At 32.0% G+C, this 24,748-nt stretch carries 25 protein-coding genes and 1 pseudogene; 23 read left to right on the top strand and 3 right to left on the bottom strand.

Going from position 1 to position 24,748, the window contains the following annotated elements; translation table 11 throughout:
* Window positions 1-10 precede the first annotated feature (10 nt).
* From rsgA to JCM14822_RS01925, 3 genes are read left to right on the top strand one after another with little or no spacing between them, the layout of a single operon-like run.
* Window positions 11-904 (top strand): ribosome small subunit-dependent GTPase A, encoded by an 894-nt coding sequence (gene rsgA, locus JCM14822_RS01935; protein WP_054739158.1) that lies wholly within the window; start codon window positions 11-13, stop codon window positions 902-904.
* 4 nt (window positions 905-908) lie between these two features.
* Window positions 909-1,568 carry a ribulose-phosphate 3-epimerase gene (gene rpe / locus JCM14822_RS01930; protein ID WP_054739156.1) on the top strand — a complete coding sequence of 220 codons (660 nt, stop codon included), beginning with the start codon at window positions 909-911 and terminating at the stop codon, window positions 1,566-1,568.
* A gap of 3 nt (window positions 1,569-1,571) precedes the next feature.
* Entirely contained in the window at window positions 1,572-2,204 is a 633-nt protein-coding gene (locus JCM14822_RS01925) for a thiamine diphosphokinase (RefSeq protein ID WP_054739155.1), read from the top strand.
* Between the two features lie 224 nt (window positions 2,205-2,428).
* Here the strand turns inward: JCM14822_RS01925 and rpmB are convergent, their stop codons facing one another.
* Window positions 2,429-2,614, bottom strand: coding sequence for a 50S ribosomal protein L28 (rpmB, locus tag JCM14822_RS01920; protein ID WP_054739154.1), 186 nt, complete (start codon window positions 2,612-2,614; stop codon window positions 2,429-2,431).
* A 213-nt stretch (window positions 2,615-2,827) separates the two neighbouring features.
* Between rpmB and JCM14822_RS01915 the strand changes: the two genes are divergently transcribed.
* The 11 genes from JCM14822_RS01915 (at window position 2,828) to JCM14822_RS01870 (ending at window position 14,303) form a co-directional block, all read left to right on the top strand.
* Window positions 2,828-3,184, top strand: coding sequence for an Asp23/Gls24 family envelope stress response protein (locus tag JCM14822_RS01915; RefSeq protein WP_054739153.1), 357 nt, complete (start codon window positions 2,828-2,830; stop codon window positions 3,182-3,184).
* 43 nt (window positions 3,185-3,227) lie between these two features.
* The gene (locus tag JCM14822_RS01910) at window positions 3,228-4,883 is read left to right on the top strand and encodes a DAK2 domain-containing protein (protein WP_330377238.1); all 1,656 of its coding nucleotides are present in this window, start codon (window positions 3,228-3,230) and stop codon (window positions 4,881-4,883) included.
* A gap of 104 nt (window positions 4,884-4,987) precedes the next feature.
* On the top strand, window positions 4,988-7,051 hold the full coding sequence (gene recG / locus JCM14822_RS01905) for an ATP-dependent DNA helicase RecG (protein WP_054739151.1): 2,064 nt from the start codon (window positions 4,988-4,990) through the stop codon (window positions 7,049-7,051).
* Window positions 7,052-7,095: 44 nt separating this feature from the next.
* The gene (gene rsmD, locus JCM14822_RS01900) at window positions 7,096-7,638 is read left to right on the top strand and encodes a 16S rRNA (guanine(966)-N(2))-methyltransferase RsmD (protein WP_054739149.1); all 543 of its coding nucleotides are present in this window, start codon (window positions 7,096-7,098) and stop codon (window positions 7,636-7,638) included.
* Between the two features lie 4 nt (window positions 7,639-7,642).
* Window positions 7,643-8,128: a pantetheine-phosphate adenylyltransferase gene (coaD, locus tag JCM14822_RS01895; RefSeq protein ID WP_054739147.1), complete on the top strand. Its 486-nt coding sequence runs from the start codon at window positions 7,643-7,645 to the stop codon at window positions 8,126-8,128.
* 5 nt (window positions 8,129-8,133) lie between these two features.
* The gene (locus JCM14822_RS01890; RefSeq protein ID WP_054739145.1) at window positions 8,134-8,676 is read left to right on the top strand and encodes a hypothetical protein; all 543 of its coding nucleotides are present in this window, start codon (window positions 8,134-8,136) and stop codon (window positions 8,674-8,676) included.
* Window positions 8,677-8,915: 239 nt separating this feature from the next.
* Entirely contained in the window at window positions 8,916-11,819 is a 2,904-nt protein-coding gene (locus JCM14822_RS01885) for an insulinase family protein (protein WP_054739144.1), read from the top strand.
* 163 nt (window positions 11,820-11,982) lie between these two features.
* Window positions 11,983-12,579, top strand: a complete 597-nt coding sequence (locus tag JCM14822_RS01880; RefSeq protein WP_278287158.1) for an SDR family NAD(P)-dependent oxidoreductase — start codon at window positions 11,983-11,985, stop codon at window positions 12,577-12,579.
* Window positions 12,545-12,754 carry an SDR family oxidoreductase gene (locus JCM14822_RS22375; protein WP_278287157.1) on the top strand — a complete coding sequence of 70 codons (210 nt, stop codon included), beginning with the start codon at window positions 12,545-12,547 and terminating at the stop codon, window positions 12,752-12,754. The genes JCM14822_RS01880 and JCM14822_RS22375 overlap by 35 nt, the downstream gene beginning before the upstream one ends.
* Window positions 12,755-12,762: 8 nt before the next feature.
* On the top strand, window positions 12,763-13,323 hold the full coding sequence (locus JCM14822_RS01875; RefSeq protein ID WP_054739142.1) for a hypothetical protein: 561 nt from the start codon (window positions 12,763-12,765) through the stop codon (window positions 13,321-13,323).
* An 11-nt stretch (window positions 13,324-13,334) separates the two neighbouring features.
* Window positions 13,335-14,303 carry an RluA family pseudouridine synthase gene (locus JCM14822_RS01870; RefSeq protein ID WP_054739141.1) on the top strand — a complete coding sequence of 323 codons (969 nt, stop codon included), beginning with the start codon at window positions 13,335-13,337 and terminating at the stop codon, window positions 14,301-14,303.
* A gap of 45 nt (window positions 14,304-14,348) precedes the next feature.
* On the opposite strand, the gene JCM14822_RS24750 is transcribed toward JCM14822_RS01870, so the two are convergent.
* A complete protein-coding gene (locus tag JCM14822_RS24750) occupies window positions 14,349-14,483 on the bottom strand; it encodes a hypothetical protein (RefSeq protein WP_408606170.1) in 135 nt (44 codons plus the stop codon).
* A 641-nt stretch (window positions 14,484-15,124) separates the two neighbouring features.
* The gene (locus JCM14822_RS01865; protein WP_157047586.1) at window positions 15,125-15,865 is read right to left on the bottom strand and encodes a hypothetical protein; all 741 of its coding nucleotides are present in this window, start codon (window positions 15,863-15,865) and stop codon (window positions 15,125-15,127) included.
* A 234-nt stretch (window positions 15,866-16,099) separates the two neighbouring features.
* On the opposite strand from JCM14822_RS01865, the gene JCM14822_RS01860 reads away from it, so the two are divergent.
* From JCM14822_RS01860 to JCM14822_RS22980, 9 genes and pseudogenes are all read left to right on the top strand, one after another.
* Window positions 16,100-16,645, top strand: coding sequence for a Holliday junction resolvase RecU (locus tag JCM14822_RS01860; protein ID WP_054739139.1), 546 nt, complete (start codon window positions 16,100-16,102; stop codon window positions 16,643-16,645).
* 138 nt (window positions 16,646-16,783) lie between these two features.
* Entirely contained in the window at window positions 16,784-17,893 is a 1,110-nt protein-coding gene (locus tag JCM14822_RS01855; protein WP_054739138.1) for a glycosyl hydrolase, read from the top strand.
* A gap of 330 nt (window positions 17,894-18,223) precedes the next feature.
* Entirely contained in the window at window positions 18,224-19,732 is a 1,509-nt protein-coding gene (gene malQ, locus JCM14822_RS01850; protein ID WP_054739136.1) for a 4-alpha-glucanotransferase, read from the top strand.
* Window positions 19,725-22,088: a glycogen/starch/alpha-glucan phosphorylase gene (locus JCM14822_RS01845; protein WP_054739134.1), complete on the top strand. Its 2,364-nt coding sequence runs from the start codon at window positions 19,725-19,727 to the stop codon at window positions 22,086-22,088. Before malQ ends, JCM14822_RS01845 begins: the two co-directional genes overlap by 8 nt.
* Before the next feature lie 22 nt (window positions 22,089-22,110).
* Window positions 22,111-22,896 carry a sugar ABC transporter permease gene (locus JCM14822_RS01840; protein ID WP_054739132.1) on the top strand — a complete coding sequence of 262 codons (786 nt, stop codon included), beginning with the start codon at window positions 22,111-22,113 and terminating at the stop codon, window positions 22,894-22,896.
* 26 nt (window positions 22,897-22,922) lie between these two features.
* Entirely contained in the window at window positions 22,923-23,141 is a 219-nt protein-coding gene (locus JCM14822_RS22995) for an alpha amylase N-terminal ig-like domain-containing protein (RefSeq protein ID WP_306307278.1), read from the top strand.
* A gap of 336 nt (window positions 23,142-23,477) precedes the next feature.
* A pseudogene (locus JCM14822_RS24360) lies at window positions 23,478-23,612 on the top strand (alpha-amylase family glycosyl hydrolase); the annotation flags it as partial.
* Between the two features lie 227 nt (window positions 23,613-23,839).
* A complete protein-coding gene (locus tag JCM14822_RS22985) occupies window positions 23,840-24,136 on the top strand; it encodes an alpha-amylase family glycosyl hydrolase (RefSeq protein ID WP_306307277.1) in 297 nt (98 codons plus the stop codon).
* 40 nt (window positions 24,137-24,176) lie between these two features.
* Window positions 24,177-24,500 carry an alpha-amylase family glycosyl hydrolase gene (locus JCM14822_RS22980; protein ID WP_306307276.1) on the top strand — a complete coding sequence of 108 codons (324 nt, stop codon included), beginning with the start codon at window positions 24,177-24,179 and terminating at the stop codon, window positions 24,498-24,500.
* Window positions 24,501-24,748: the final 248 nt, after the last annotated feature.

The raw sequence follows: 24,748 nt of genomic DNA, 5'->3' as shown, positions 1-24,748 counted from the left end.
GGAGAAAGATATGGTACAAGGTACTATTATTAAAGGAATTGCAGGATTTTACTATGTAGAATCAGACCAAATAATTTATGAATGCAAAGCAAGAGGAAAATTTAGAAAGGCGAATATGACACCATTAATTGGTGACCGAGTAATGATAAGTTTAAAACAAGAAGAAAATTCAACAGACCGTTTTTTAGAAGGAACGATTGAAGAAATTCTTCCAAGAACAAACAGTTTAATTCGTCCACCAGTGTCTAATGTGGATCAAGCAATGGTAGTATTTTCAGTTACTTACCCACAAATTCACCTAGATTTATTAGATCGCTTTCTAATTCATATTGAACGTGAGCATATTAAGCCTTATATTGTGCTTAATAAAATTGATGAAGATAATTCTGAAAGTTATCAATATATTGTTGATCGCTATATAAAGGTAGGATATGAAGTAATTTGTTTATCCGCTAGAGAAAAACTTAATACAGATATTTTAATGCCTAAACTTAAAGATAAAACGACAGTTTTTGCTGGACCTTCAGGAGTAGGTAAGTCTACATTGTTAAATACAATTGAGGAAAGTTTTACCCTTGAAACTGGCGAAGTAAGTGAAAAAATTAAAAGAGGAAAACATACAACAAGACATGTTGAACTTATGCCATTAACAGGTGGGGGATTTGTATTGGATACACCAGGATTTACTTCACTTCAATTAGATGGTATTGAGGCAGAAGATTTAAAACATTATTTTATTGAGTTTAAAGAGTATGAAGGCACTTGCAAGTTTTCGGGATGTACACATACTCACGAACCAGATTGTAATGTAAAAGCAGCTTTAGAAGCTGGTGAAATTTCTAAGGAACGTTATAACAGTTATATGACTTATTATAAACAGTTAAAAGACACAAGGAGATGGTAGAAAAATGATAAACTTAAGTCCTTCAATATTAGCATCAGATTTTGCTAATTTACAAGCAGAAATCGAAGCAGTACAAAAAGGTGGTGCAAAATATATTCATGTAGATGTTATGGATGGACAATTTGTACCTAATATTACTTTAGGTGCACCTATTGCAAAAAGCTTACGTAAACATATTATAGGTATTATGGATGTACATCTTATGATTGAAGAACCAGACCGTTATTTAGAGGATTTTGCTAAAGCTGGAGCAGATTATGTGACAGTTCATTTAGAAGCAACAAAGCATATTCACCGTACAATTCAACTTATTCATGACTTAGGGATGAAAGCAGGAGTGGCTCTTAATCCGGGAACACCTGTAAGTTTTCTAGAACCTATTATTGAAGATTTAGACCTTGTACTCATCATGTCAGTTAATCCTGGATTTGGTGGACAAAAATTCATTCCATATACTTTAGAAAAACTTAAACAAGTACGTGAAATGACAAAAGGAAGAGATATTCTTATTGAAGTTGATGGTGGTGTAACGCTTAATAACGTAGAAAGTATTATTGATGCAGGTGCAAATTTACTTGTAGCTGGATCTTCTGTATATGATGGTAAAGATGCAACTAGCAGTGCGGCTGCATTTATGAAAGTCTTTGAAAAATATGAGGCATAATGCATGAAGATCTTAATTTTAACAAATGGTGGTTATGGTGACTATAGCTTTTGCAAAAATGCAGATACATATGACTATATCATTTGTGCAGATGCTGGTATGAAGCATTGCCGCAAACTTAATCTAATCCCTCACCTTATTGTGGGGGATTTTGACAGTACGAATATGTTAGATCTTATGTATTATGAAGACTTAAACGTTCCAATACATCGTTTTTCAACTCATAAAGATGAAACTGATACAGAGCTTGCGTTACGTTATGCTATCGAGGAAGGTGCTACTGAAGTAGTTATTTGGGGTGCTGTGGGATCAAGGCTTGATCATACATTAGGCAACGTTCATTTACTTTATAGTGCTTTAAAACAAGGGGTAAAAGTGACACTTATGAATGAGAAAAATACAGTAATGCTTGTAGATAATATGATTGAGCTAAAGGGGCAAATAGGACAGTTAGTGAGTTTGATTCCTTTTAGTGAAAAAGTAGAGGGAATATCTACAATAGGTCTTGCCTATAGTTTATCAGAAGATACATTATGGGTTGGAAGTTCAATAGGTGTAAGTAATTATATGACAAGTTCAAAAGCTATAATTAAAGTAAAAGCAGGATTTCTATTAGTTATTTTAGCAAACGATTAAAAAGTACGTTTAACAAAGCGAAAGCCTTAAAAAGGTAGTGATACTTAATGAGTAACACTACCTTTTTCCATTATATAATCATGTAGTACAATATATTTTTTAATAAGATAAGTTGCAGAAAAGGGAGAACTCCTTCTGTGTATAAAAAACATAAAAATGGATAAAATAAAAAAGGACACCCACAATGGATGTCCAATTTTTATAAATATATACTTACTATCAAATTAAGCACGTGATACTAAGTTAGAACGTAAACAACGAGTACATACGTTCATTGTTTTAACAGCTCCGTTTTGGTTAACTCTAACTTTTCTTACGTTAGATTTCCACATTTTGTTAGATCTTCTATGAGAGTGGCTAACTTTGATACCGAAATGTACGTCTTTAGAACAGATTTCGCATTTTGCCATTTTGAGCACCTCCTTATATTAATCCGTGACATAACACGATTTATTGTAACAGATTATTTTATAGAATTCAAGTAATGTTTTAAGATTATTTTTGGAAAACCAAAATAAGGTAGCTAAAATGCATAAAGCCTTTATTAAAAATACAAGTTATGCTATAATAATATTAAAAATCTTATATATGACAATATAAAACCAATTAGGAGGTTTGTTAATATGCCAAGTAAATTTTCAAGTGAATATGGTAATATCATTATAAATGAAGAAGTTATTGCACAAATTAGTGGCATGACAGCTATGGAATGTTATGGTATAGTAGGTATGGCATCTCGTAATGTAAAAGATGGGATTGTACATCTTTTAAAAGGTGAGAACTTATCTCGTGGGATTGCAGTACGTTTAAATGAAAATAAAGCAAATATTGATTTTCATATTATTGTAGAATATGGTACAAAGATTTCTGCTGTAGCAGATAATTTAATGAGTACAGTTAAATACAAAGTAAAAGATGCTTTAGGCATTGAAGTAGAAAGTATAAAAGTATTTATCGAAGGTGTTAGAGTAGATAAATAATAAATTGGTAAAGAGAACCTTTGGGTTTGAGGAGGTAAAAAAAGTGAAATATGAAAAGATAGAAGCTCCTAAGCTTCAGGCCATGTTTATTGCAGGAGCACAATTACTTGACGAAAAGAAACAAATGGTCAATGAAATGAACGTATTTCCTGTACCAGATGGCGATACAGGAACAAATATGTCACTTACAATCTTATCAGCATCTAAAGAAGTAGAAGTGGTAGATGGGAATGATATGATTGCGGTGGCAAAAGCAGCAGCAACAGGTTCATTAAGAGGTGCACGTGGTAACTCAGGGGTTATCCTTTCACAACTTATTCGTGGTTTTTCAAAAGGCATTACAGAAGCAGTTGAAGCTAATGAAATTATAGATACAGTGGTACTTGCAAATGCATTCCAAAAAGGTGTAGATACTGCTTATAAAGCAGTTATGAAACCTAAAGAAGGGACAATCTTAACTGTAGCACGTGAAGTTGCAGCAAAAGCTTTAGAAGTAAGTCTTGAGACAACGGATATAGAAGAATTTATTGGTAAAGTACTTGCTCATGGTTATGAAACACTTCATAAAACACCAGATATGTTACCTGTATTAAAAGAAGCGGGAGTAGTTGACGCAGGTGGTCAAGGATTACTTTGTATTTTAGAAGGTGCAGCACGAGTTATTAGTGAAGATCTTCAAATCGAGATTAAAACACCTACTAAAACAACACCAAATGAAGCTTTTAGCGCACTTAAAAACTTTAATACAGAAGATATTACATTTGGCTATTGTACAGAGTTTATTGCAACTAAAAATGCAGGTGCGAACTATGTAGAAGCTGATTTCAAAGCATATCTTGAAAGTATCGGTGACAGCATTGTTGTTGTATCTGATGAAGAGTATGTAAAAGTACATGTTCATACAGATAATCCAGGACTTGCACTTCAAAAAGCATTGGAGTTCGGTTCATTACACAATTTAAAAATTGAAAATATGCGTGAACAGCATTCTTCAATCTTTACAGAAGGTGAAGCTGAGTCAGTTATAAAAGAAGAACCACAAAAAGAAATTGGTTTTGTATCTGTAGCAGCAGGCGAAGGCATTGCTGAGATTATGTCAAGCATTGGTGTAGATCAAGTTATTACTGGCGGTCAAACAATGAATCCGAGTACAGAAGACATTTTAAAAGCAGTAAAAGACTGTCATGCTAAGAATGTGGTTGTGCTTCCAAATAATAAAAATATTATTTTAGCAGCACAACAAGCAGCTACTATTGAAGAAATAATTAACGTTCAAGTTATTGGTACAACAACTATTCCACAAGGTATTTCAGCTATGATTGCACAAGATGGCAATGAAAATATTGATGAAGTTGTAGAATTAATGAATGAAGCTATTGGTGAAGTTCAGACTGCTCAAATTACAATGGCAGTAAGAGATACATCTTTAGAAGGTGAAAGCATTGTTGAAGGTGAATACTTAGGAATGTTAGAAGGTAAAATCCTTGTGCATAAAAAGGATTTAAAAGAAACTTTTAAAGACCTTTTAAAAACAATGAAAGAAAATGCAGAGGTTATTACAATTTACTACGGTGAAGACATTACAGAAGAAGTGGCAGAAGAATTCAAGAGGGAAGCTGAAGCATTTTTTGAAGATGCAGACGTTGAATTATATTCAGGTGGTCAACCAGTATATTACTTCATGATTTCTGCGGAATAAGCATGAATTTGTTAAGAGCTGTTACACTAAACTTTAGTGTAATGGCTTTTTTAAATACATTTTTTAAAATATAATCATGTTATTAAATTGTAAGGAGGTGGCTTATGCAATTAAGGGATTCTATTACTGCACTTAAAGGTGTGGGAGAACAGGTAGGACGTAAACTAAATAAATTAGGAATTTTTACTTTGCAGGATATGATTGAACATTATCCGAGAGAGTATGAAGATAGGCGAAAAATTACGCCACTTGTTGAAATGGAGTTAGATACACCTATTAATATATTAGTTGTGGTTGCTTCAACGCCTCAAGTGACACGTAAAGGCAATCATATATTAGTAACTTTTCGTGTAAAGGATGCAACAGGCAGTATCTTTGTAACTTTTTATGGACAAGCTTATATGAAAAATAAATTTTCTGTAGGTGAACGTTTTTTAATGTATGGAAAAATTAAAAGACAGTATGGTAAGGTAGAGATGGATTCACCAGAATATCAAAAAGTAACAGATGTAAATAAAATTGGAGAAGTTGCTAAGATTACACCTATTTATCCAGCTACACAAAAACTTTCGCAAAAAGTGATTAGAGGACTTATTTTACAAAGTTTAGATGCTGTGGAGGAAGAGATTGTAGATCCTATTCCTGAGAATATCCGTAAGCAATATGATTTAATACCAAAGAGTGAAGCTGTTCATCAAATTCATTTTCCAAGTAATTCAGAAAGCTTCTTTGCAGCACGTAAGCGTTTAGTTTTCGAAGAATTATTTATGTTACAGTTATCGTTATATCAACTCAAAGCAGACTTTGCTAAAAAGTTATTGGGGGTATCACATAAAGTGACAAAAGAATTGAGTGATTTTATGGCAACATTACCTTTTGAACTTACAGACGCACAAAAACGTGTGATGCGAGAGATTGTAGGTGATATGAAAAGCCCTTATGCTATGAATCGTTTAATTCAAGGTGATGTAGGTTCTGGGAAAACTGTTATTGCGGCGATTTCATTATTTATTGCTGTAAAAGATGGCTTCCAAGGAGCGCTTATGGCACCTACAGAAGTATTAGTTGTGCAACATTATGAATTTTTAAAAGAGATTATGGAACCATTTGGTATAGAAGTAGGATTGATTACAGGTTCTACAACGGCTAAACAAAAGAGAGAACTTATTGCAAGAGCAAAAGCAGGTGAATTACATGTGTTAGTAGGAACACATGCTTTAATTGAAGATCCTGTTGAAATGCCTAATTTGGGGCTTGTTATTACAGATGAACAACATCGTTTTGGGGTAAGACAGCGTTTAAAATTAACTGAAAAGGGAACTGTACCAGATGTTATGGTTATGACAGCTACACCTATTCCAAGGACATTGGCGCTTATTTTATATGGGGATATGGATATTTCAATTATTGATGAACTACCACCAGGCCGTCAACCAATTAAGACTAATGCAGTAGACTCTAATTATCATGAACGTATTTATCGCTTTATTGAAAAACAAGTTCATGAAGGACGTCAATGTTATATTATATGTCCAATGGTAGAAGAGAATGAGAAAATGAGTGAGCTGAAAAATGTTATTGAATATACAGCTCAATTACAAGTAGAACAGTTTCCACATATCCCAATGGGGTACTTACATGGTAAAATGAAACCTAAAGAAAAGAATATGATTATGACACAGTTTGCCAGTGGTGAGATTAAAATTTTAGTATCAACAACTGTAGTAGAAGTAGGGGTAAATGTACCAAATGCTACAATTATTGTGATTGAAAATGCAGAACGTTTTGGACTTGCACAGCTTCATCAATTAAGAGGACGTGTAGGGCGTGGTAAGCATCAATCTTATTGTATTTTAGTCAGTGATTCAAAAAGTAAAGTAACAAAGAAACGTCTTCAAATCATGGAAGAAAGTACAGATGGGTTCATTATTGCGGAAACAGACTTGAAATTACGTGGGCCTGGCGAATTCTTTGGTACAAAACAACATGGATTACCTGAAATGAAGATTGCAAACTTATATACAGATGCCAAGGCATTAAAAGAAGTACAGAAATGTGTGAAGTTATTATTAGAAATCGATCCATCTTTAAGTTTTGAGGAGAATAATAAACTATTAGATGAAATGAAGAGGCGTTTAAATCAAGAGTCATTGCATAATGCACTCTAGAAAGAGAAAAAATAAATAGATTAAACTAGAATGAGGAGGCTAAAATGAGAGTTATTAGTGGAAAGTGTAGAGGAACAAATTTAATAGCACCAGAGGGCATGAATACACGTCCGACAACAGACCGTATTAAAGAAACTATTTTTAATATGATTGCTTTTGACATTCCAGGATGCCGTTTTTTAGATTTATTTAGTGGAAGTGGTGCTATGGCTATTGAAAGTTTAAGTCGTGGTGCTGAAAGTGCAGTACTTGTTGAACATAATGAAAGTGCATTAAAGTGTATTCGTCAAAACTTAGAAAAAACGCATCTTACAGTAGATGCGAAGATATATGCCTGTGATGTGAATAATGCTTTAAAACAACTAAAAGGTCAAAAATTTGATATTATTTTTATGGATCCACCATATGCATTAGAAACCATTAGCCAGGTGCTTGAAAATATTGTAGCCTATGATTTATTAAGTGAAGAGGGGTATATTATTTTAGAAAGCGGGACAAATAGTATTGTAAAATACCCAGAAAATTTGGTATTATTTAAAGAAAAGAATTATCGTATTACAACACTAAGCTTTTTGAAGAGAGGTTAGAAAAGTGAAAGTAGGAATTTATCCAGGTAGTTTTGACCCTGTTACTTGTGGTCATTTAGATATTATTGAGCGTGCAGCAAAACAAGTAGATTTTTTGATTGTCGCCGTACTTTACAATTATCAAAAGGGAAATGGTTTATTTACAGTAGATGAAAGAAAAGAAATGCTTAGCGCAGTCACAAGTCATTTAGATAATGTTGAGATTGATAGTTTTTCAGGATTACTTGTAGATTATGCAAAGGCAAAAAACACCAACTTGATTATTAGAGGCTTACGTAGTGGTGTAGACTTAGAAGCAGAGATGCAGTTAGCACAGATGAATAAGAAGCTTATGCTAGATATAGAAACCATTTTTTTACTAACTGCACCTGAACACCGTTTTGTAAGTTCAAGCAGTGTAAGAGAACTTAGTTTATTTCAAAGACTTCCAGAAGGGATTGTACCTACTTATGTAGAAGAACAGTTAAAAAATAAATGGAATAAGAGGTAATTAAAGTGGAGAATGCAAGATGTGGTGAGATTGTAATGTTATTAGATCAGTTAGATGAATTAATAGAGGAGGGAAAAACAGGTTTCCTTTCAGGTAAAATCTCTATTGATAGAGAGCAAGCATTAGGAATTCTAGGTGAGATTAGATTAAAACTTCCAACAGAACTTTATCAATCTGAACGCATTATGGAAGAGCGTAATAAAATTTTAGCGGATGCTAGAACTGAGGCTCAAATTATTTTAGATGAAGCAAATGCTAAATTAGCAAGCTTAATTGATCAGCATGAAGTGACACTTTATGCAAGAGAAAAAGCGCAAAGTATTATTGCGACAGCTAAAGAGGATGCAAGACAAATTCATATGGGTGCCGTAGATTATGCAGAAGAACTTTTTAGAAGTTCTGAGAAGCAACTTAAAGATACTTTAGAATCTGTACATCAGGATATGCAAAATTTTGAATATGATATTACAAACACTTTACGCACACTTTATGATAATCGCCAAGAACTTAAGCAGATGGCAAATCAAATAAATAAAAACGAAGATTAAATAACACTATTTATAGTGTTATTTTTTGTGCTTTCATAGGCATACTAAGCTTAAAGGAATGAATGTTCATAAGTTTAATATTAAGGCCTTTAATAATGTTAGTCTTAAATAGTTTTAAGGTGAATAAATATAATTTAAGAGGAAGAGGGGAGAAAAAGTTGTTGAGTAGACAAAAATAATGTCTACGATTATAATTGTACTAGTGATTAAAAATAAGATAAAAATAAGGAGGGGAAGCTGTGGCTTATCCAGTAAAAGGTTATACATTACAAGAACAACAATATATTAAAGAAATTGACAGCGAAGCTGATATTTATATACATGATAAAACAAAAGCAAAGTTACTCATTATTCCTAATGAAGATGTGCATAAGAGTTTTTGCATTGGTTTTAGAACACCACCTGCTAATAGTACAGGTGTAGCACATATTATTGAACACTCTGTATTATGTGGCTCAAAAAAATATCCATTGAAAGATCCATTTGTAGAACTTGCAAAAGGTTCTTTAAATACTTATTTAAACGCTATGACGTATCCAGATAAAACACTTTATCCTATTTCAAGTCAAAATGATAAGGACTTCCACAATTTAATGGATGTTTACTTAGATGCTGTATTTTTTCCTAATATTTATGAGAAAAAAGAGATACTTATGCAAGAAGGATGGCGTTATCATCTAGAAAACATTGAAGATCCAATTGTATATAAAGGTGTTGTATATAATGAAATGAAAGGGGCATTTTCTTCATCAGAAGAAATAGGATTCCGTTATATTAAAGAATCCTTATTCCCAGATACAACTTATTCAAATGAATCAGGTGGTGCACCAAGCTGTATTCCTAATTTAAGTTACGAAGAATTTTTAGCGTTTCATCGTGCATATTATCACCCATCAAATAGTTATACTTGTATTTATGGAGATATTGATGTAAAAGAAACACTTGAATACATTGACCGTGAATATTTATCAAAATTTGAGTATTCACCAATTGCAAGTGAAATCAAATTACAAGCACCTTTTAATGAAGAAATTGAGAAACACAGTTATTACTCAGCAAGTGAAGATAAAGAAAATGGTTTATTTTTATCTTATAATATGGTTGTAGGAGAAGTTGTAAATCGTGAATTAATGTTAGCGATGTCTATCTTGGAATATATTCTCCTAGATACTCCTGCTTCACCTCTTAAAAAGGCTTTAATTGCAGAAGGCATTGGTGAAGATGTTTATGGTACTTTTCAAACACATTTAAGACAACCAATCTTTAGCATTGTAGCTAAAAATGCTAAAGAAGATAAAAAAGAACGTTTTTATGAACTTATTCAAACAGAACTTATAAGAATTGCAAAAGAAGGTATCCCAGAAGCCCTTTTAAAAGGTGCGCTTCAAGTAAAAGAATTTGAACTTCGTGAAAGTGATTCAAGTGGTTATTCTAAAGGGTTATTCTATGGTATTGCAGTGCTTAAAAGCTGGATTTATGATGCATCACCATATACTTATTTAAAATATGAAGAAGAACTTGAAAACATTAAATCAAAAGCACACTCAGGCTATTTTGAAAATCTTATTAATGAATATTTCTTAGGTAATAAGCATAGTGCACGTGTAATTTTATATCCTAAAGTAGGTCTTGAAAAGGAACAAGATGAGAAAGTAGCTCAGGTACTTGAAGCGTATAAAAATAGTTTATCTAAACAGCAGCTTGAAACATTAGTGGAAGAAACAAAACGTTTTAATGCATTTCAAGCACAAGTAGATGCACCTGAAACTTTAAGCTGTATTCCTCTTCTTAGTAGAGAAGATTTAAGACGTGAAGTAACTTATCCACGCTATGACACAGTTGTAAAAGAAGATACAGAATATGTAATAACACCAGTATTTACTAATAAGATTGCTTATATTAACTGGTATATTAAATTAGAAGGTATCGAAGATAAATATATGCCATACCTTGGTATGATTGTTGGAATGCTGAGTAAATTAGATACAGTAAATTATAGTTATGAAACCCTTTCACATGTAATTGATGAAAATCTAGGAAGTATTTCTTATGGTATTCAGGGATTAAATGATGTAAGAGAAGAGCAGAAATATCTTCCTATTTTTAAAGTGCAAACAAAAGCTCTTGTGGAACATATTAAAGAACAAGTAGCTATTATGCGTGAAGTGCTTACAAATACAAAGTTTGAAGATAGTGACCGTCTTTTAGAAATTATTCGTGAAATAAAATCTTTAATGGATTCTACAATTAGTAGTGATGGCCACCGTGTAGCTTATAGCCGTTTACTTTCACATTTATCCAATGCGGAAGCTTTTGAAGAAAAAACAAAAGGTATTACTTTCTATCATTTTGTATGTGAAGTTGAAAAGGATTGGGCAAATCGTAAAGATGAAATTATAACAGGGCTTAAAGAAGCTTATGCATATCTTAATAATAAAAAGCGTATTATGGTGGGAATCAGCGTAGATGAAGAGCTTGTAGAAACTGTCATAGATGAAGTTGCTAATGGTTTAAAAGAAATGCAATCAGCGGATTATGCACCACTTCAAATGAAATTTGAAATAACTGATGAAAAAGAAGCTTTAATTTATCCAAGTCAAGTAAATTATGTAGCTGCAGGGTATAACTTTAAAGAAGCAGGCTATAATTATAATGGTGGGTTAATGATGCTTAAATCCATTTTATCTATGGATTATTTATGGAATCGTGTTCGCGTTCAAAATGGAGCATATGGTTGCTTCTGTGATTTTAGAAAGAGCGGTAATATGTTCTTTGCATCATATCGTGATCCAAATATTAAAGAGACTTTGACAATTTATAAAGAAGTAGCAGATTATGTTGCAAATATTAATTTATCTGAAAGAGAACTTGTACAATATCTTATTGGAACAATTAGTCAATTAGACTTTCCATATACACCATCATCTGAAGGTAGAGCGGCACAAGTGTATCATCTAGTAGGGATAAAGAAAGAAGAACAACAAGCTTCTAGAGATGAATTATTTGCGACTGATAATGAAGTATTACGTAGTTTTGCGCCAATGCTTGAAGCATGCTTTGTACAAAATGCATATTGTGTATTCGGTAGCCCACAAAAGATTGATGAAGTAAAAGAGTTATTTACAGAATTTACAAATATCTAATGAAAAATATGAGGGTATTATATGAAAGTATGTAATACCTTCTTTATTTTTGTAAAAAACTATTTTTTATAAGAACAGTCATAAAGAGTATACGTTGATTATATTATTTGCTATAATAAAAGATACTAAAGTTGAAGTGCATTATAGCAAAAGGAGGAAGCTAATGGACTTTAAAGGAAAAGTTGTGGTCATTACAGGTAGTGGACAAGGGATAGGACATTGTATTGCAGTTGAATATGCTAAGAGAAATGCGAGCGTAATTATTGCAGAAATCGATGAAGAAGCAGGTGAAGAAACTAGAGAAGCTATTGAAGAAATAGGTGGGGACTGCCTAATGATTCAAACAGATGTGGGGAATGAACAATCTGTAAAGCTAATGGTACAAACTGTCATTGAACGCTATGGTAAAATTGATATTTTAATTAATAATGCAGCAATTAATACGGGAGAAGCATCGGATACGCTTTTTACAAGTAGTATTGAAGCCTTTGAAGAAGTGATGCGTATTAATGTAACTGGTGCTTTCATTTGTGCGAAATATTGTTGCGCACACATGAAAGAAGGTGGCAGTATCATAAACATTTCCTCAACAAGGGCGCTTATGAGTGAACCTCATACAGAAGCTTATTCTACTTCTAAAGGCGCGCTTCTAGCACTTACCCATGCTTTAGCCAATAGTTTAGCACATCGTGTGCGCGTGAATGCTATTAGTCCAGGGTGGATTGATGTTTCACAATATAAAAAGAAAAAAAGATCGTAAGTTTACGGCTCTTACAGAAGCCGATCATGCACAACATTTGGTAGGACGTGTAGGCATGCCAGAAGATATTGTAAATGCAGTAATGTATTTAACAAGCGAAGAGGCAAGTTTTATTACTGGCAGTAACTTTGTGATTGATGGTGGTATGACAGTTAAAATGATATATGCGCAGTAGGTGATGGGATGATTAAACAGGAAAAAGATTATATTAAAAAACAAAAGAAAAAATATGGGATATATACTTTAATATGGACGATTGTAGTCCTTGGATTTTATGGTATTGGTATTATAATTACTGGGGAGAGAGCCAATATCTTTACAATTATTGCAGGATTTTTAGTAATTGGACTAGCGCTTAGTTTATCGCGTTTATGCGTTTATTTTAAATTTAAAGATGGAAATACAGCTTATAGCCAGCTTTTAGATACACTTAAAGGTAACTTAAATATTTTTCATAGCTGTATCATGCCAAATACTAGAACAACTTTATTTGTTGAACATATTGTTGTAACCTCTAGAAATATTTACTTTTTAGTATATAATGAGGAAGTACTTAGAAAGAATAGACTTTGGCTTGAAAATCGTTTAAAAGCAAAAGGTATGGAATTAAAACAAATTCATTTTATGAAGCTTGATCATGAAAATAGTGTAAAAAATGCAATGATTAAAATAGAAAAGGATGCTTGTTATACAAGTGAAAAGTTAGAAGAGTATACACAGCTTATTCAAGAATTAATAATGTAAATGGTGGAAAGATGAGACAAATAGTTATTACTGAATTAGAAGCTAAGCAACGCTTAGATAAATTTTTAGGTAAATATTTAACCGGATGCCCTAAAAGCTTAATTTATAAGGGTATGCGTACAAAGAAAATCAAGTACAATGGTAAAAAACCACAGGGTAATGAAATTTTAAAGGTACAAGATGAAATTAAAATCTTTTTTACAGAGGAGCAGTTTGCTGAATTCATTGTAGAAAAGAAAGTAAAAAAAGTACCTGTCAGTTTTAAGACAGTTTATGAAGATGATAATATCCTTATTACAGATAAGCCAATGGGACTTTTAACACAAAAAGACCATGCTAATGGTCATAGTTTGGCAGATGAAGTACTTTCTTATTTAAAAGAAAATGGTAGTTATAATCCAGCTAAGTCAATGGGATTTACACCTGCACCATGTAATCGCTTAGATCGTAATACAGCAGGGATTGTACTTGTTGGGAAAAATATTGCAGCCACTCAAGTTTTAAGTGATATGCTTAAGACAAAACAAATCTCCAAATATTATATGAGTATTGTTTTAGGACGCATTAATGCGCCAATGATTCTAAAAGGTTATCATGTGAAACAAGAAGGTAAAAATGAGGTTATCATTACAGAACATTATGTAGAAGGTGCAAAACCTGTTGAAACACGTATTTTACCACTTAAAACAAATGGACGTTATACTTTAGTAGAAGTACAGTTAGTTACAGGTAAAACACATCAAATTCGTGCGCACCTTAGTCGAATTGGTCACCCAATTATAGGAGACCCTAAATATGGTGATAAGCTTGAAAATAAATATTTTGTAAGTAAATATGGCTTACATTCACAAATTTTATGTGCTTATAAAGTAAAATTTGAACTTTGTAAAGAACCATTTATTTATTTGCAAGACCGTGTATTTACAGTACCAGCACCAAAGATTTATTCAGAAATCTGTGCAGGAGAGTCGCTTATATAAAAACAAGGAGTTATAGCAACGAATATTTGCTGTAACTCCTTATTTTTATAATATTTCTGGAATCCAAACACGCATTTGATTAAGTTTTCTATTTTCCAAAGTATAATAAGGGACGAGATTTAATTTACAAGGTGAGAGCTTTGGATGTGCAAAGCTATAAAGAGAATTAGAATCTGATATGCGATAACCATCAATACTGAGCTTAGTAATTGGTTGAGCTGTGAGAGTATTACTTTTTCATAAGAATTTTTGGTGAAAGTTCAAAGCTATATATTAGGATTTTCAAGAGTAATAAATTAGTTCGCATAATCTCAGACATATAGGGAGATTGATAAAGGGAGATAAGATGTTCAATTTGTAATTCCAAAGGATTAGCTAAAGGAAGGTGTAATATTTTAGGAATTGGCATAAGATAGTTAAAATTATGAGGGACTAAGTATTTTTGTTCATGATAATTTGCCATGTTTTGAAAAATAGGTGTATTGTTTGAGGGGGCTTTGGTGTAGAAATGAATATAATACTAAGCGGTATTCTTTTCAAATGGTTTTTCACCCCAATGATGCCCCCTTTCTGTAAGAAAGAAGAGGGTATCAGGAGTGAGCATATAGGTAAGACAATCTTCAATAATTTCCATAGAGCTTTTAAAATATAAATTAAAACATTGAAATCAGCGATACGATCACAATACACCATAGAATTAAGACAAAAACCAAAGTCAGCTTGACAAACTAATGGTAAAGTATTACAGGGAATAGGTTGTATATTAAGTCTTTTTCATTAGTAAATAATTAAGTTATTAAAAGCATTATAATAGGATATAATTAAATAACCATTAAATCAGAGTTATAAGTATTAGCAATTTCATTGGCCATTTCAAATTGCTCTTGAAGAAGGCAGAGATTAATCGCTTTATCATATTCTTCTCTTGAAATGAGGAGGCGAATCATGTCATAATAAGATTTACCTTGTGCATAGTAAATAAGTGCATGTTCGGGGGCAACTTGTTCAGCACATTTGCCGGCTAATAAGAAATGGGCATTTTCAGCTTCATCAGCAGCTAGAAGTAAGGTGGTTGATTTGATTAAAATAGGCTCTCTCAGCTTTTTGGCACAATCCAAAGCCGAATAATAATCTCCAAGAGCTAAAAAGATTTCAAAAGCATTTTCATAGTGTTTTGTAAAGTAAAGTACAAGGCTAAATTCATTAAGAGCTGCGAATCCTTTTTGCTTGTCTTCTATATTAGAACAACAATTAAAAGCGTCATAAGCCTTGATTGGTTCATAAGCCTTAAGATAATTCATACCAGCTTCAAAGTAGAAACCATCTTTTTCATAGAGTTTAGCTGCTTTAAGGGGTTTTTTATAGCTATAGAAAGAGGCTGCTTTTTTATTGTTCTCAATATGTAAACACAGTTTAGCACCTAAATCATAGTACCCATGTTCTTGGGCAACTAAAAGAGCTTTTGAATAAAGCCCTTGTTTTTGATAGGCTATGATTAGATGTTTATAGGCTTTAGCATGCTCAAAGCAGAGGGTAGCTTCTTTATATTTTTTAGCTTCCATATAATAGAGACCAGCAAAAAAATAAAAGCGATCATGTAAAAGTAATTTAGCTTTTTGCTCCGGGGGGAGTTTAAAAAATTGTTTTTTGTGAAACGTCTTAATAAAATGCAAAAAGCGTGGCAAAACGAACACCTCCTAATAAAAACGCATAGATAATACATAAATGGTAAAAAATTCTAATCTATATTAATAATAACTAAAATAATACATAAAATCAAGAAAAGGGGAAATAAAATGGGCTATTGGAATACTAGGGGACTTAGGGGTAATGAATTAGAAGAACAAATAAATATTACAAATGAACTTTTTATGGAAAAAGGTTTAGCGGTTGTCCAAAAGGTACCAACACCTATTAAACCTATTCGAATTGATCAGGAAAAGCGTGTGATTACACTGGCATACTTTGAACAAAAAAGTACAGTAGACTATATTGGAGTGGTACAAGGCATAAGTATTTGTTTTGATGCCAAAGAGACAGCAAAGGGATTTTTACCAATGAGCAATATTCATGCTCATCAGGTAAACTTTATGAAAGCATTTCATAAACAAGGTGGAGAAGCCTTTTTAATCGTATATTTTAAAAAATATGGTGAATATTACTTTTTACCAATAGAAGTATTAGATACTTATTATGAAGCATCTTTAAATGGTGGCAGAAAATCTATTCCATATGATGCTTTTGAAAAGAAATATTTAATTCCAGTAGAAGGTGGTATGTATTTAAATTATTTAAAAAGCTTAGATTATTATTTAAGTGTACGTACACAAGAATTAAAGTAATTGAATAAAATGGAATATAATTGACAATAATTTCTATGAGGTGAGCTAGATGAAAAAAGCAAGCTTAATAGAAATTATTTTTTATGTTGTGTACTAGTTTTAAGTGGTTGTGGCAGAAGCGAGGTAACAGTACTCAATATGGAAGAAAATAAATACGAAAAAAATGTAACGATTTATATAAAAGAGAATGTGCATTTACAGCAATATGAACCATGTACAGGTGTATATTTAGGCGCAGATGTAAACAAAGATCCTAATATAAAGGGGGATATTCGCAAGTTTGATAATTTAACAGGTACAGGAAATATTTTTAGAGTATTTCAATATGATCATGAAGAAAGACTGCAAGGCAAAGATATACTTAGATGTATTGCGACAAAGAAAATCCCTTATATTAAAGTTTATTTGCAATCAACAGATGATTTAACACCTATTTACCGCCTAGCAATGGACCTTAAAAGTACTTATCAAATACCAGTATTTATTGAATTGTTTCCAGTAAGTGAACACATGAATAATCCAGAAGCATATAAAAAAGCTTATGAAAATGGTTATAAAGTCATTCATGATTATATTAAACAAGCTGTAGTTGTATGGAGTATCTCAGATAGTAAAGCTTATGAATGTATGCTCTATTATCCTGGAGATAAATTAGCAGATTGGGTTGGTATGAATATTTATATTCCAAGATATAAATTTGGAGAAACCTACTTATACGAAGGAGAAAAAGAGATTGATTTCTTCTACAAAAATTTTCAGGCACGTAAACCTGTTTTAATTTCAGGTTTAGCGATTTCACATTATTCTAGGGTGGATCATACTTATACCATTTATGATACTAAGCAAAAATTAGATTATTTTTATAATAAGGTATTGAAGGGGTATCCAAGAATCAAAGGGATTTTATATGTAGATATGGATATGAGTGTAGTAAGAGCAAATGGTAAAGAAGACTATACCTTAACAGGACAACCTGATTTAACAGAAGAAATGCAGAAGCTTGCTAAAGAACTGAATGTCTTAACAATGCTGGAAGAAGAAGTGAGTGACAAAAACGAAATATATATGCGCTATGATATAGAAGGTACGTTTTTTAAAAATCAGCTCTATATTCCAGCTGATTGTATGAAGACGTTATTTAGAAAAGTTCCATTGTCTAAATTGACGCCTATAGAAAATCTTAATGGAGAGAGATTTTATGCCTTTAGGGATATTACAACGTACTATAAATGCTATTATCAAAAATAAAAATAACTTGGGCATCTTTAAAAGAAGCTCGAGTTATTTTTATTTAAAGTCAAAATAAGTAACTAAATGACAAAGAAAAGATAGATGCTGGATTGATAAATTAGAATGTTTTGTATAAGATTCATATAAAGTATCTAATATTGTTTAAAATAATATAATAATATTAAATAATAAAAAGTTTATTGACTTTTTTGTAAATGTATATTAAGATGTCTTTAAATAAAATAAATGTTAAACTATTTATTTTTCAAACCGATTGGAAACGGTACCATATATATTATTCCATAAGAGTATATACCTGTATAGTGTATATATAGCTAGGGGGGCAGTATGAATAGAGCAAGTGGCATTTTAATGCATATTACATCATTACCAGAAGCAGAAGGAATCGGCACTTTTGGAAGACAGGCATATAATTTTGTAGATTTCTTAAAAGCATCAGACCAAACATATTGGCAGATACTTCCTATTGGTCCTACTGGATATGGTAATTCACCTTATCAGGCTTTTTCAGCTTTTGCAGGAAATCCTTATTTGATAGATTTAAAAACATTAGTTAATGAAAAATTATTAGCAGAAGAAACATATCAAACTTTATGTAAAGTTGGAACCGATTTCAAACGAGTTGAATTTGAAGAAATCATTCCATGTAAAATGGCTGCTTTAAAAGAAGCCTATGAAAAAGCTAAAAGTAATAAGGATGTAATGAAAAATGTAGATGAATTCCAAATTGATAATCAAAGCTGGTTAGAAGATTATAGTTTGTTTATGGCAATAAAAACGAGCAAAAATGAAGTAAGTTGGCAAGAATGGGAAGAACCACTTAAGCAAAGGGAAAGTAAAGTAATACAACATTATAAAGAAGTATTAAAAGATGAAATACAATATTGGACATTTTTACAATATATGTTTTATAAACAATGGATGGCACTTAAAGAATATGCCAATGCACAAGGCATTAAGATTATAGGAGATATTCCTATTTATGTAGCAGGAGATAGTAGTGATACATGGTCACATCCAGAATTTTTTAAATTAGATGAGAAGGGCACACCACTTACAGTAGCAGGGTGTCCCCCAGATGCATTTACAGAAGATGGGCAGCTTTGGGGAAATCCTATTTATGATTGGGATACTTTAAAAAAACAAGATTATGCATGGTGGATTGAAAGAATTAAACAAAATGCATTGTTATATGATGTAATTCGTATTGATCATTTTAGAGGATTTGAATCTTTCTGGGAAGTGCCTTATGGGGATGAGACAGCTAAAAATGGTCAATGGACAAAAGGTCCTAGTATTAGCTTGTTCAAGGCAATTAAGAAAAAATTAGGAAGGGTAAATATTATTGCTGAAGATTTAGGATTTATGACGGATGAAGTTATTGCACTTCGTGAAGCTACAGGTTATCCAGGAATGAATATTTTACAATTTGCATTTGACCCAAAAGGAGATAGTGATTATTTACCACATAATCAAGTACAAAATTCAGTGGTTTATACTGGAACACATGATAATGATACGATTGTAGGTTGGACACAATTAAAAGAAAATAAGAAAGCATTAAACTTTGCAAAACGTTATTTACGTTTAACTACTAAAGAAGGTTATTATTGGGGATTTATTCGTGGGGTATGGGCAAGTCCAGCAAATTTAGCTATTGTACCAATGCAAGATTTACTTGGTCTTGATAATACAGCAAGAATGAATGTACCATCTACAATAGGTGGTATTAACTGGAAATGGCGTATGGAAGAAACAGCGATTAATGAAGGATTAATTATAAAGCTCAAAAAGCTTACAAAGCTCTATGGGCGAAAGGGGAAAAATAATGAATAAAGAAGCATTTAAACAAAATATTTCAAAATACTGCATGGTGAAATATGGAAAGAAAATCGAAAATGCATTAGCATATGAAGCATTTAATGCAGTTTCACTTACACTTCTTGAAGAGATTGTAGAAGATTGGAACAATACATCTGCACTTTATGCACAAAGTAAATGTGCTTACTATATTTCAGCTGAATACTTAATGGGACGTGCACTTGGTAATAACCTTATCTGTATGTTACAGTATGAAGAAGTGAAAGAAGTACTTAGTGAAATGAGTATTGATTTAAATGTATTAGAAGAAATTGAAGAGGATGCTGGTCTTGGAAATGGAGGACTTGGTAGACTTGCAGCTTGCTTTATGGAATCAGGAGCAGCAATGCATTTACCACTTGTAGGCTATGGACTTCGTTATCAAAATGGACTATTTAATCAACACATTATTGATGGAAAACAAATTGAAGAAGTAGATACATGGCTTAAATATGGTGATCCATGGAGCATTCGCAAAGAAAGCGAAGCAGTTATAGTAGAATTTGAAGATTACAGTGTAAAAGCTGTACCTTATGATGTACCTATCATTGGATATGGTTCAAAAAATATTAATACATTAAGATTATGGCAATGTGAAAGCTTAGTACCATTTGATTTTAATGAATTCTGCGAACAAAATTATGAAAAAGCACTTTATATGAAGAATGAAGCTGAAAATATAACACGTGTACTTTATCCTAGTGATTCAAAAGAAGCTGGTAAAATATTAAGACTTCGACAACAATATTTTATGGTAAGTGCATCTCTTAAAGATATGATTCGTGCATACAAAAAGCAAGGTCATACAGATTTTAGTGAATTTGGTATGTATCACGCAGTTCAGCTTAATGATACACATCCAGTACTTGCAATTCCTGAACTCATCCGTTTACTTGTAGATGAAGAAGATGTAAGCTTCAAAACAGCAGTACGTATCGCCACAGAAACATTTGCTTATACAAATCATACAATTTTAGCTGAAGCTTTAGAAAAATGGGATATTAAACTTGTTAAGAGAATTTCACCACGTATTTACAATGTTATTGAGCTTATCAATAGTAACTTTATAAAAGATTTGGTAGAAAAAGGTTATAACAAAAAGGCTATTGAAGAATATTCAATTATCGGAAATGGTCAAGTACGTATGGCTAATTTAGCAATTCAAGTAGGTCACGCGGTAAATGGTGTTGCTCAGCTTCATACAGATATCTTAAAAGATATAGAGCTTCATAATTGGTATATACTTTACCCAGAAAAATTCCAAAATAAAACAAATGGCATTACACCAAGAAGATGGCTAAGGCTTTGCAACTGCGAATTATCTGCTATGATTACAGAACTTACGGGTAGTGAAGATTGGGTAACAAACTTAAGTGAGCTTAAAAAATTAGAATCTTATATAAATGATGAAAATATATTAAAACGTCTTCTTGATATAAAACATACTAAAAAAGTACAACTTGCAAATTATATTAAAGAAACAGAAGGCACAGTAATTGATCCAGATTCTTTATTTGATATTCAAATCAAACGTCTTCATGAGTACAAACGCCAATTATTAAATGCATTCTATATCTTAGATTTATACTACCGTATTAAAGAAAATCCAGAAATGGATATGCCAAAAGTAACATTTATTTTCGGTGCAAAAGCATTCCCTAGCTATAGAAGAGCAAAATCAATTGTAAAATTCATTGGTGCAATTCAAGAACTTATTGCAAATGATCCAGTTGTAAGTAAAAAAATCCAAGTAATCTTTGTAGAAAACTACCGTGTATCTTATGGGGAAAAATTATTCCCAGCAGCGGAAATTTCAAAACAAATTTCTACAGCAGGTAAAGAAGCATCAGGTACAGGTAATATGAAATTTATGCTTAATGGGGCTTTAACATTTGGTACTTATGATGGTTCTAACGTAGAAATCGTAGAAGAAGCAGGAGAAGAAAATAACTTTATTTTTGGACTTCGTGTAGAAGATATTCAAAAGATACAAAAGAAATACCAAGGCAAGTTAGTTGCAGAGGCAAATGAAGCACTTAGCCGTGTAGTTAATAGCTTAATTGATGGTACATTTGATAATGATGGTAGTGGAGACTTTGAAGATCTCTATGCAAGCTTAATGCAAGAAAGAGATACTTACTTCGTACTTGAAGACTTCGTAGCATTTAAAGAAGCAGAAGATAAAGTATTTGCGGCTTATAAAGATCAAATGAATTGGGCTAAAATGAGTCTTATGAATATTGCTAATGCAGGTATTTTCTCAAGTGACCGTACAATTATGCAATATGCAAATGAAATTTGGGGCATTAAAGCTTATACAAATAACAAATAAAATTGCTTAAAATTTAACTGTGATGAGTATTATATGGCTTATTTCAATCATTTGGATTATCCTAACTTCATTTAGAGGTGAAGGTAAAACCTTTGTACAATATTTCATTCCCAAACAATTTACTATTAATAATTATGCTAAACTTTTTTCAAGTACAGGTGTGTTCCTATTTAAAAAATGGTTTTTAAACACATTAATTGTAGCAGTTGGGACATGCGCTCTAAGTACAACAATTAATTTATCTGTAGCATATGTTATGTCTCGTATGCGTTTTAAATTACGTAAAGCATATATGAACTTAGCCTTAATACTAGGAATGTTCCCAGGTTTCATGTCTATGATTGCCGTATATTACGTGTTAAAAGCATTTAATTTAACACAAAGTTTATTATCACTTGTATTAGTTTATTCAGCAGGTGCTGCAACAAGTTTCTATATTGCAAAAGGTTTCTTTGATACAATTTCAAAGGAAATTGATGAAGCTGCCCGTATTGATGGTGCTACTAATGCTCAAGTTTTTACTAAGATTGTAGTACCACTTTCAAAACCTATTATTGTATATACAGCACTTCAAGCATTTATTTCACCTTGGATGGATTATATTTTTGCGAAAATTATCATGGGTGATAACTATGAAAAATATACAGTTGCTATTGGATTATGGTATATGACAGAAAAAGAAAATATTGAAAACTACTTTACAATGTTTGCAGCAGGTAGTGTATGTATTGCTATTCCAATTACAATCTTATTTATCTGGCTTCAAAAATCTTATGTATCAGGTATTACAGGAGGATCTGTAAAATAGGTATTAGATAGATAAGGAGAGGGAATATGGAATTTCAGGGTGTATATCACCGTAGTAGCGATAATTATTACTATCCTTTAGATGAAAATAATTTGATTATTAATATTAAAACAGGGAAGGGAGTCTCCAAAGTGTTTTTACATTATGGAGATCCTTTTATAAATGGGATCTTAGGTGGCAGTGAAGCTTGGGAAGGACAACGTGAAGAGATTGTTTTTAAAAAGACTTTAAGTCATTATAGTTGATGGACAACTACAGTGTAGCCACAGTATAAAAGATGCCGCTATTACTTTGAATTGATTGAAGAAGATTAAATTAGGTATTATTTTAAGGATGGTTTTTATACGGAAGAGGATTTAAAAGAAATGCATGGGCAGCCACAGTATTTTACATTCCCTTGGATGAATAAAGGAGATATTAATATGGTACCAGGTTGGGTAAATGAAACAGTTTGGTATTAAATTTTCCCAGAGCGTTTTTTGCAACGGAGATCCTTATTTAAATAAACTAGGAACGTTAGCATGGGCATCATCCTATCAGAGTGTTAAAAATAATGAGTTTTATGGGGAGATTTAAGAGGTATCATTAATAAATTACATTATTTAAAAGCAATTAATATTTCAGGTATATATTTAACACCTATTAATGAAAGTCCAAGCACCCATAAGTATGATACTAGTGATTACTTTAAAATTGATCCTTATTTTGGGGATGAAGAGATTATGAAAGAATTGGTTGAAAATGCACATGCATTAGGAATTCGTGTTATGCTAGATGGGTATTTAATCATGCAGGAGCCTTGTGTGATAAATGGCAGGACTTTGTGAAAAAAGGACCTAAGTCAGTATATTATGATTGGTTCATGGTTAATGAATGGCCATTTGAAGAAAAGGGGTGAAATGCAAAGGCAGGACGTTATTATACTTTTGCTTTTAAGGATAAGATGCCAAAGTTTAATACAAATAATGAAGTTGTAAAAGCATATCTTATAAGTGTTTGTGAGTATTGGGTTAAAACTTATAAAGTAGATGGTATCCGTTTAGATGTAGCTAATGAAGTCTCACATAGTTTTTGTAAAGAGCTACGTAGAAAATTAAAAGCTTTAAATTCTGAGATTTATATATTGGGTGAGATTTGGAATGATGCTATTAACTGGCTTAGAGGAGATGAGTTTGATGCAGTTATGAGCTATCCATTAGGAGAGAACATAACAAATTTCTGGACTAGAGGAAACAAATGAAAAATTTGAGGTATTAGTTAATTGCTGCTATACATTATACATGAAACAAACCAATGATGTTTTATTTAATTTATTAGATTCTCACGATACGGAGAGATTAATGCATAAGGTTAAAAATAAAGATCAAATTTATCAACAATTAGTATTGTTATTAGCTATGCCAGGTAATCCGTGTATTTTTTATGGTACAGAAGTGCTTTTAGATGGCGCCCATGCTCCTGATTGTAGACGTTGTATGCCTTGGAAAGAGATTGAAAGAGGAGATTATAATGAAGAATTAAGTGTGACTTTTGCATTTTTAGCATTGAGAAAAGTAAGGAGGCACTATTTAAAAGTCGCAATTTCCACTTTACCCATGAACTAGGTAATAGTCGTATTATATAATTTATGAAAATTGATGATGATAATACTTATAAATTGAGAATCATTTTAAACTGTAGTGAAGAAACAGTAAATGTAACATTAAAAGGTAAGGTAATTTATAGTAGGTATTTTAAATCCAATAAACTTGCTAAGAATGGTATCATTATTACAAAAAATTAATTAAAGAAAAAACAAGAAATAAGAATGTATTAATGGAGTCCACCATATATTTTAAAGAGAGCAATTCCT

It is taken from the genome of Cellulosilyticum ruminicola JCM 14822, assembly GCF_001311925.1.
Classification (GTDB): Bacteria; Bacillota; Clostridia; order Lachnospirales; family Cellulosilyticaceae; genus Cellulosilyticum; species Cellulosilyticum ruminicola.
The sequence above is the reverse complement of the archived record's forward strand: the minus strand, read 5'-3'. Positions and strand labels throughout refer to the sequence as shown.

Bases quoted from the DNA above. Each gene is read 5' to 3' on its own strand.
- JCM14822_RS22980 (WP_306307276.1), top strand. From the start codon at position 24,177: ATGAAACAAACCAATGATGTTTTATTTAATTTATTAGATTCTCACGAT.
- JCM14822_RS01865 (WP_157047586.1), bottom strand. From the start codon at position 15,865: ATGGAAGCTAAAAAATATAAAGAAGCTACCCTCTGCTTTGAGCATGCT.
- JCM14822_RS22985 (WP_306307277.1), top strand. From the start codon at position 23,840: ATGCCAAAGTTTAATACAAATAATGAAGTTGTAAAAGCATATCTTATA.
- JCM14822_RS22995 (WP_306307278.1), top strand. From the start codon at position 22,923: ATGGAATTTCAGGGTGTATATCACCGTAGTAGCGATAATTATTACTAT.
- JCM14822_RS22375 (WP_278287157.1), top strand. From the start codon at position 12,545: ATGTTTCACAATATAAAAAGAAAAAAAGATCGTAAGTTTACGGCTCTT.
- rsmD (WP_054739149.1), top strand. From the start codon at position 7,096: ATGAGAGTTATTAGTGGAAAGTGTAGAGGAACAAATTTAATAGCACCA.
- JCM14822_RS01840 (WP_054739132.1), top strand. From the start codon at position 22,111: ATGAGTATTATATGGCTTATTTCAATCATTTGGATTATCCTAACTTCA.
- malQ (WP_054739136.1), top strand. From the start codon at position 18,224: ATGAATAGAGCAAGTGGCATTTTAATGCATATTACATCATTACCAGAA.
- JCM14822_RS01925 (WP_054739155.1), top strand. From the start codon at position 1,572: ATGAAGATCTTAATTTTAACAAATGGTGGTTATGGTGACTATAGCTTT.
- JCM14822_RS01855 (WP_054739138.1), top strand. From the start codon at position 16,784: ATGGAAGAAAATAAATACGAAAAAAATGTAACGATTTATATAAAAGAG.
- rsgA (WP_054739158.1), top strand. From the start codon at position 11: ATGGTACAAGGTACTATTATTAAAGGAATTGCAGGATTTTACTATGTA.
- recG (WP_054739151.1), top strand. From the start codon at position 4,988: ATGCAATTAAGGGATTCTATTACTGCACTTAAAGGTGTGGGAGAACAG.
- JCM14822_RS01875 (WP_054739142.1), top strand. From the start codon at position 12,763: ATGATTAAACAGGAAAAAGATTATATTAAAAAACAAAAGAAAAAATAT.
- JCM14822_RS01860 (WP_054739139.1), top strand. From the start codon at position 16,100: ATGGGCTATTGGAATACTAGGGGACTTAGGGGTAATGAATTAGAAGAA.
- rpe (WP_054739156.1), top strand. From the start codon at position 909: ATGATAAACTTAAGTCCTTCAATATTAGCATCAGATTTTGCTAATTTA.
- JCM14822_RS01845 (WP_054739134.1), top strand. From the start codon at position 19,725: ATGAATAAAGAAGCATTTAAACAAAATATTTCAAAATACTGCATGGTG.
- JCM14822_RS01870 (WP_054739141.1), top strand. From the start codon at position 13,335: ATGAGACAAATAGTTATTACTGAATTAGAAGCTAAGCAACGCTTAGAT.
- JCM14822_RS01915 (WP_054739153.1), top strand. From the start codon at position 2,828: ATGCCAAGTAAATTTTCAAGTGAATATGGTAATATCATTATAAATGAA.
- rpmB (WP_054739154.1), bottom strand. From the start codon at position 2,614: ATGGCAAAATGCGAAATCTGTTCTAAAGACGTACATTTCGGTATCAAA.
- JCM14822_RS01880 (WP_278287158.1), top strand. From the start codon at position 11,983: ATGGACTTTAAAGGAAAAGTTGTGGTCATTACAGGTAGTGGACAAGGG.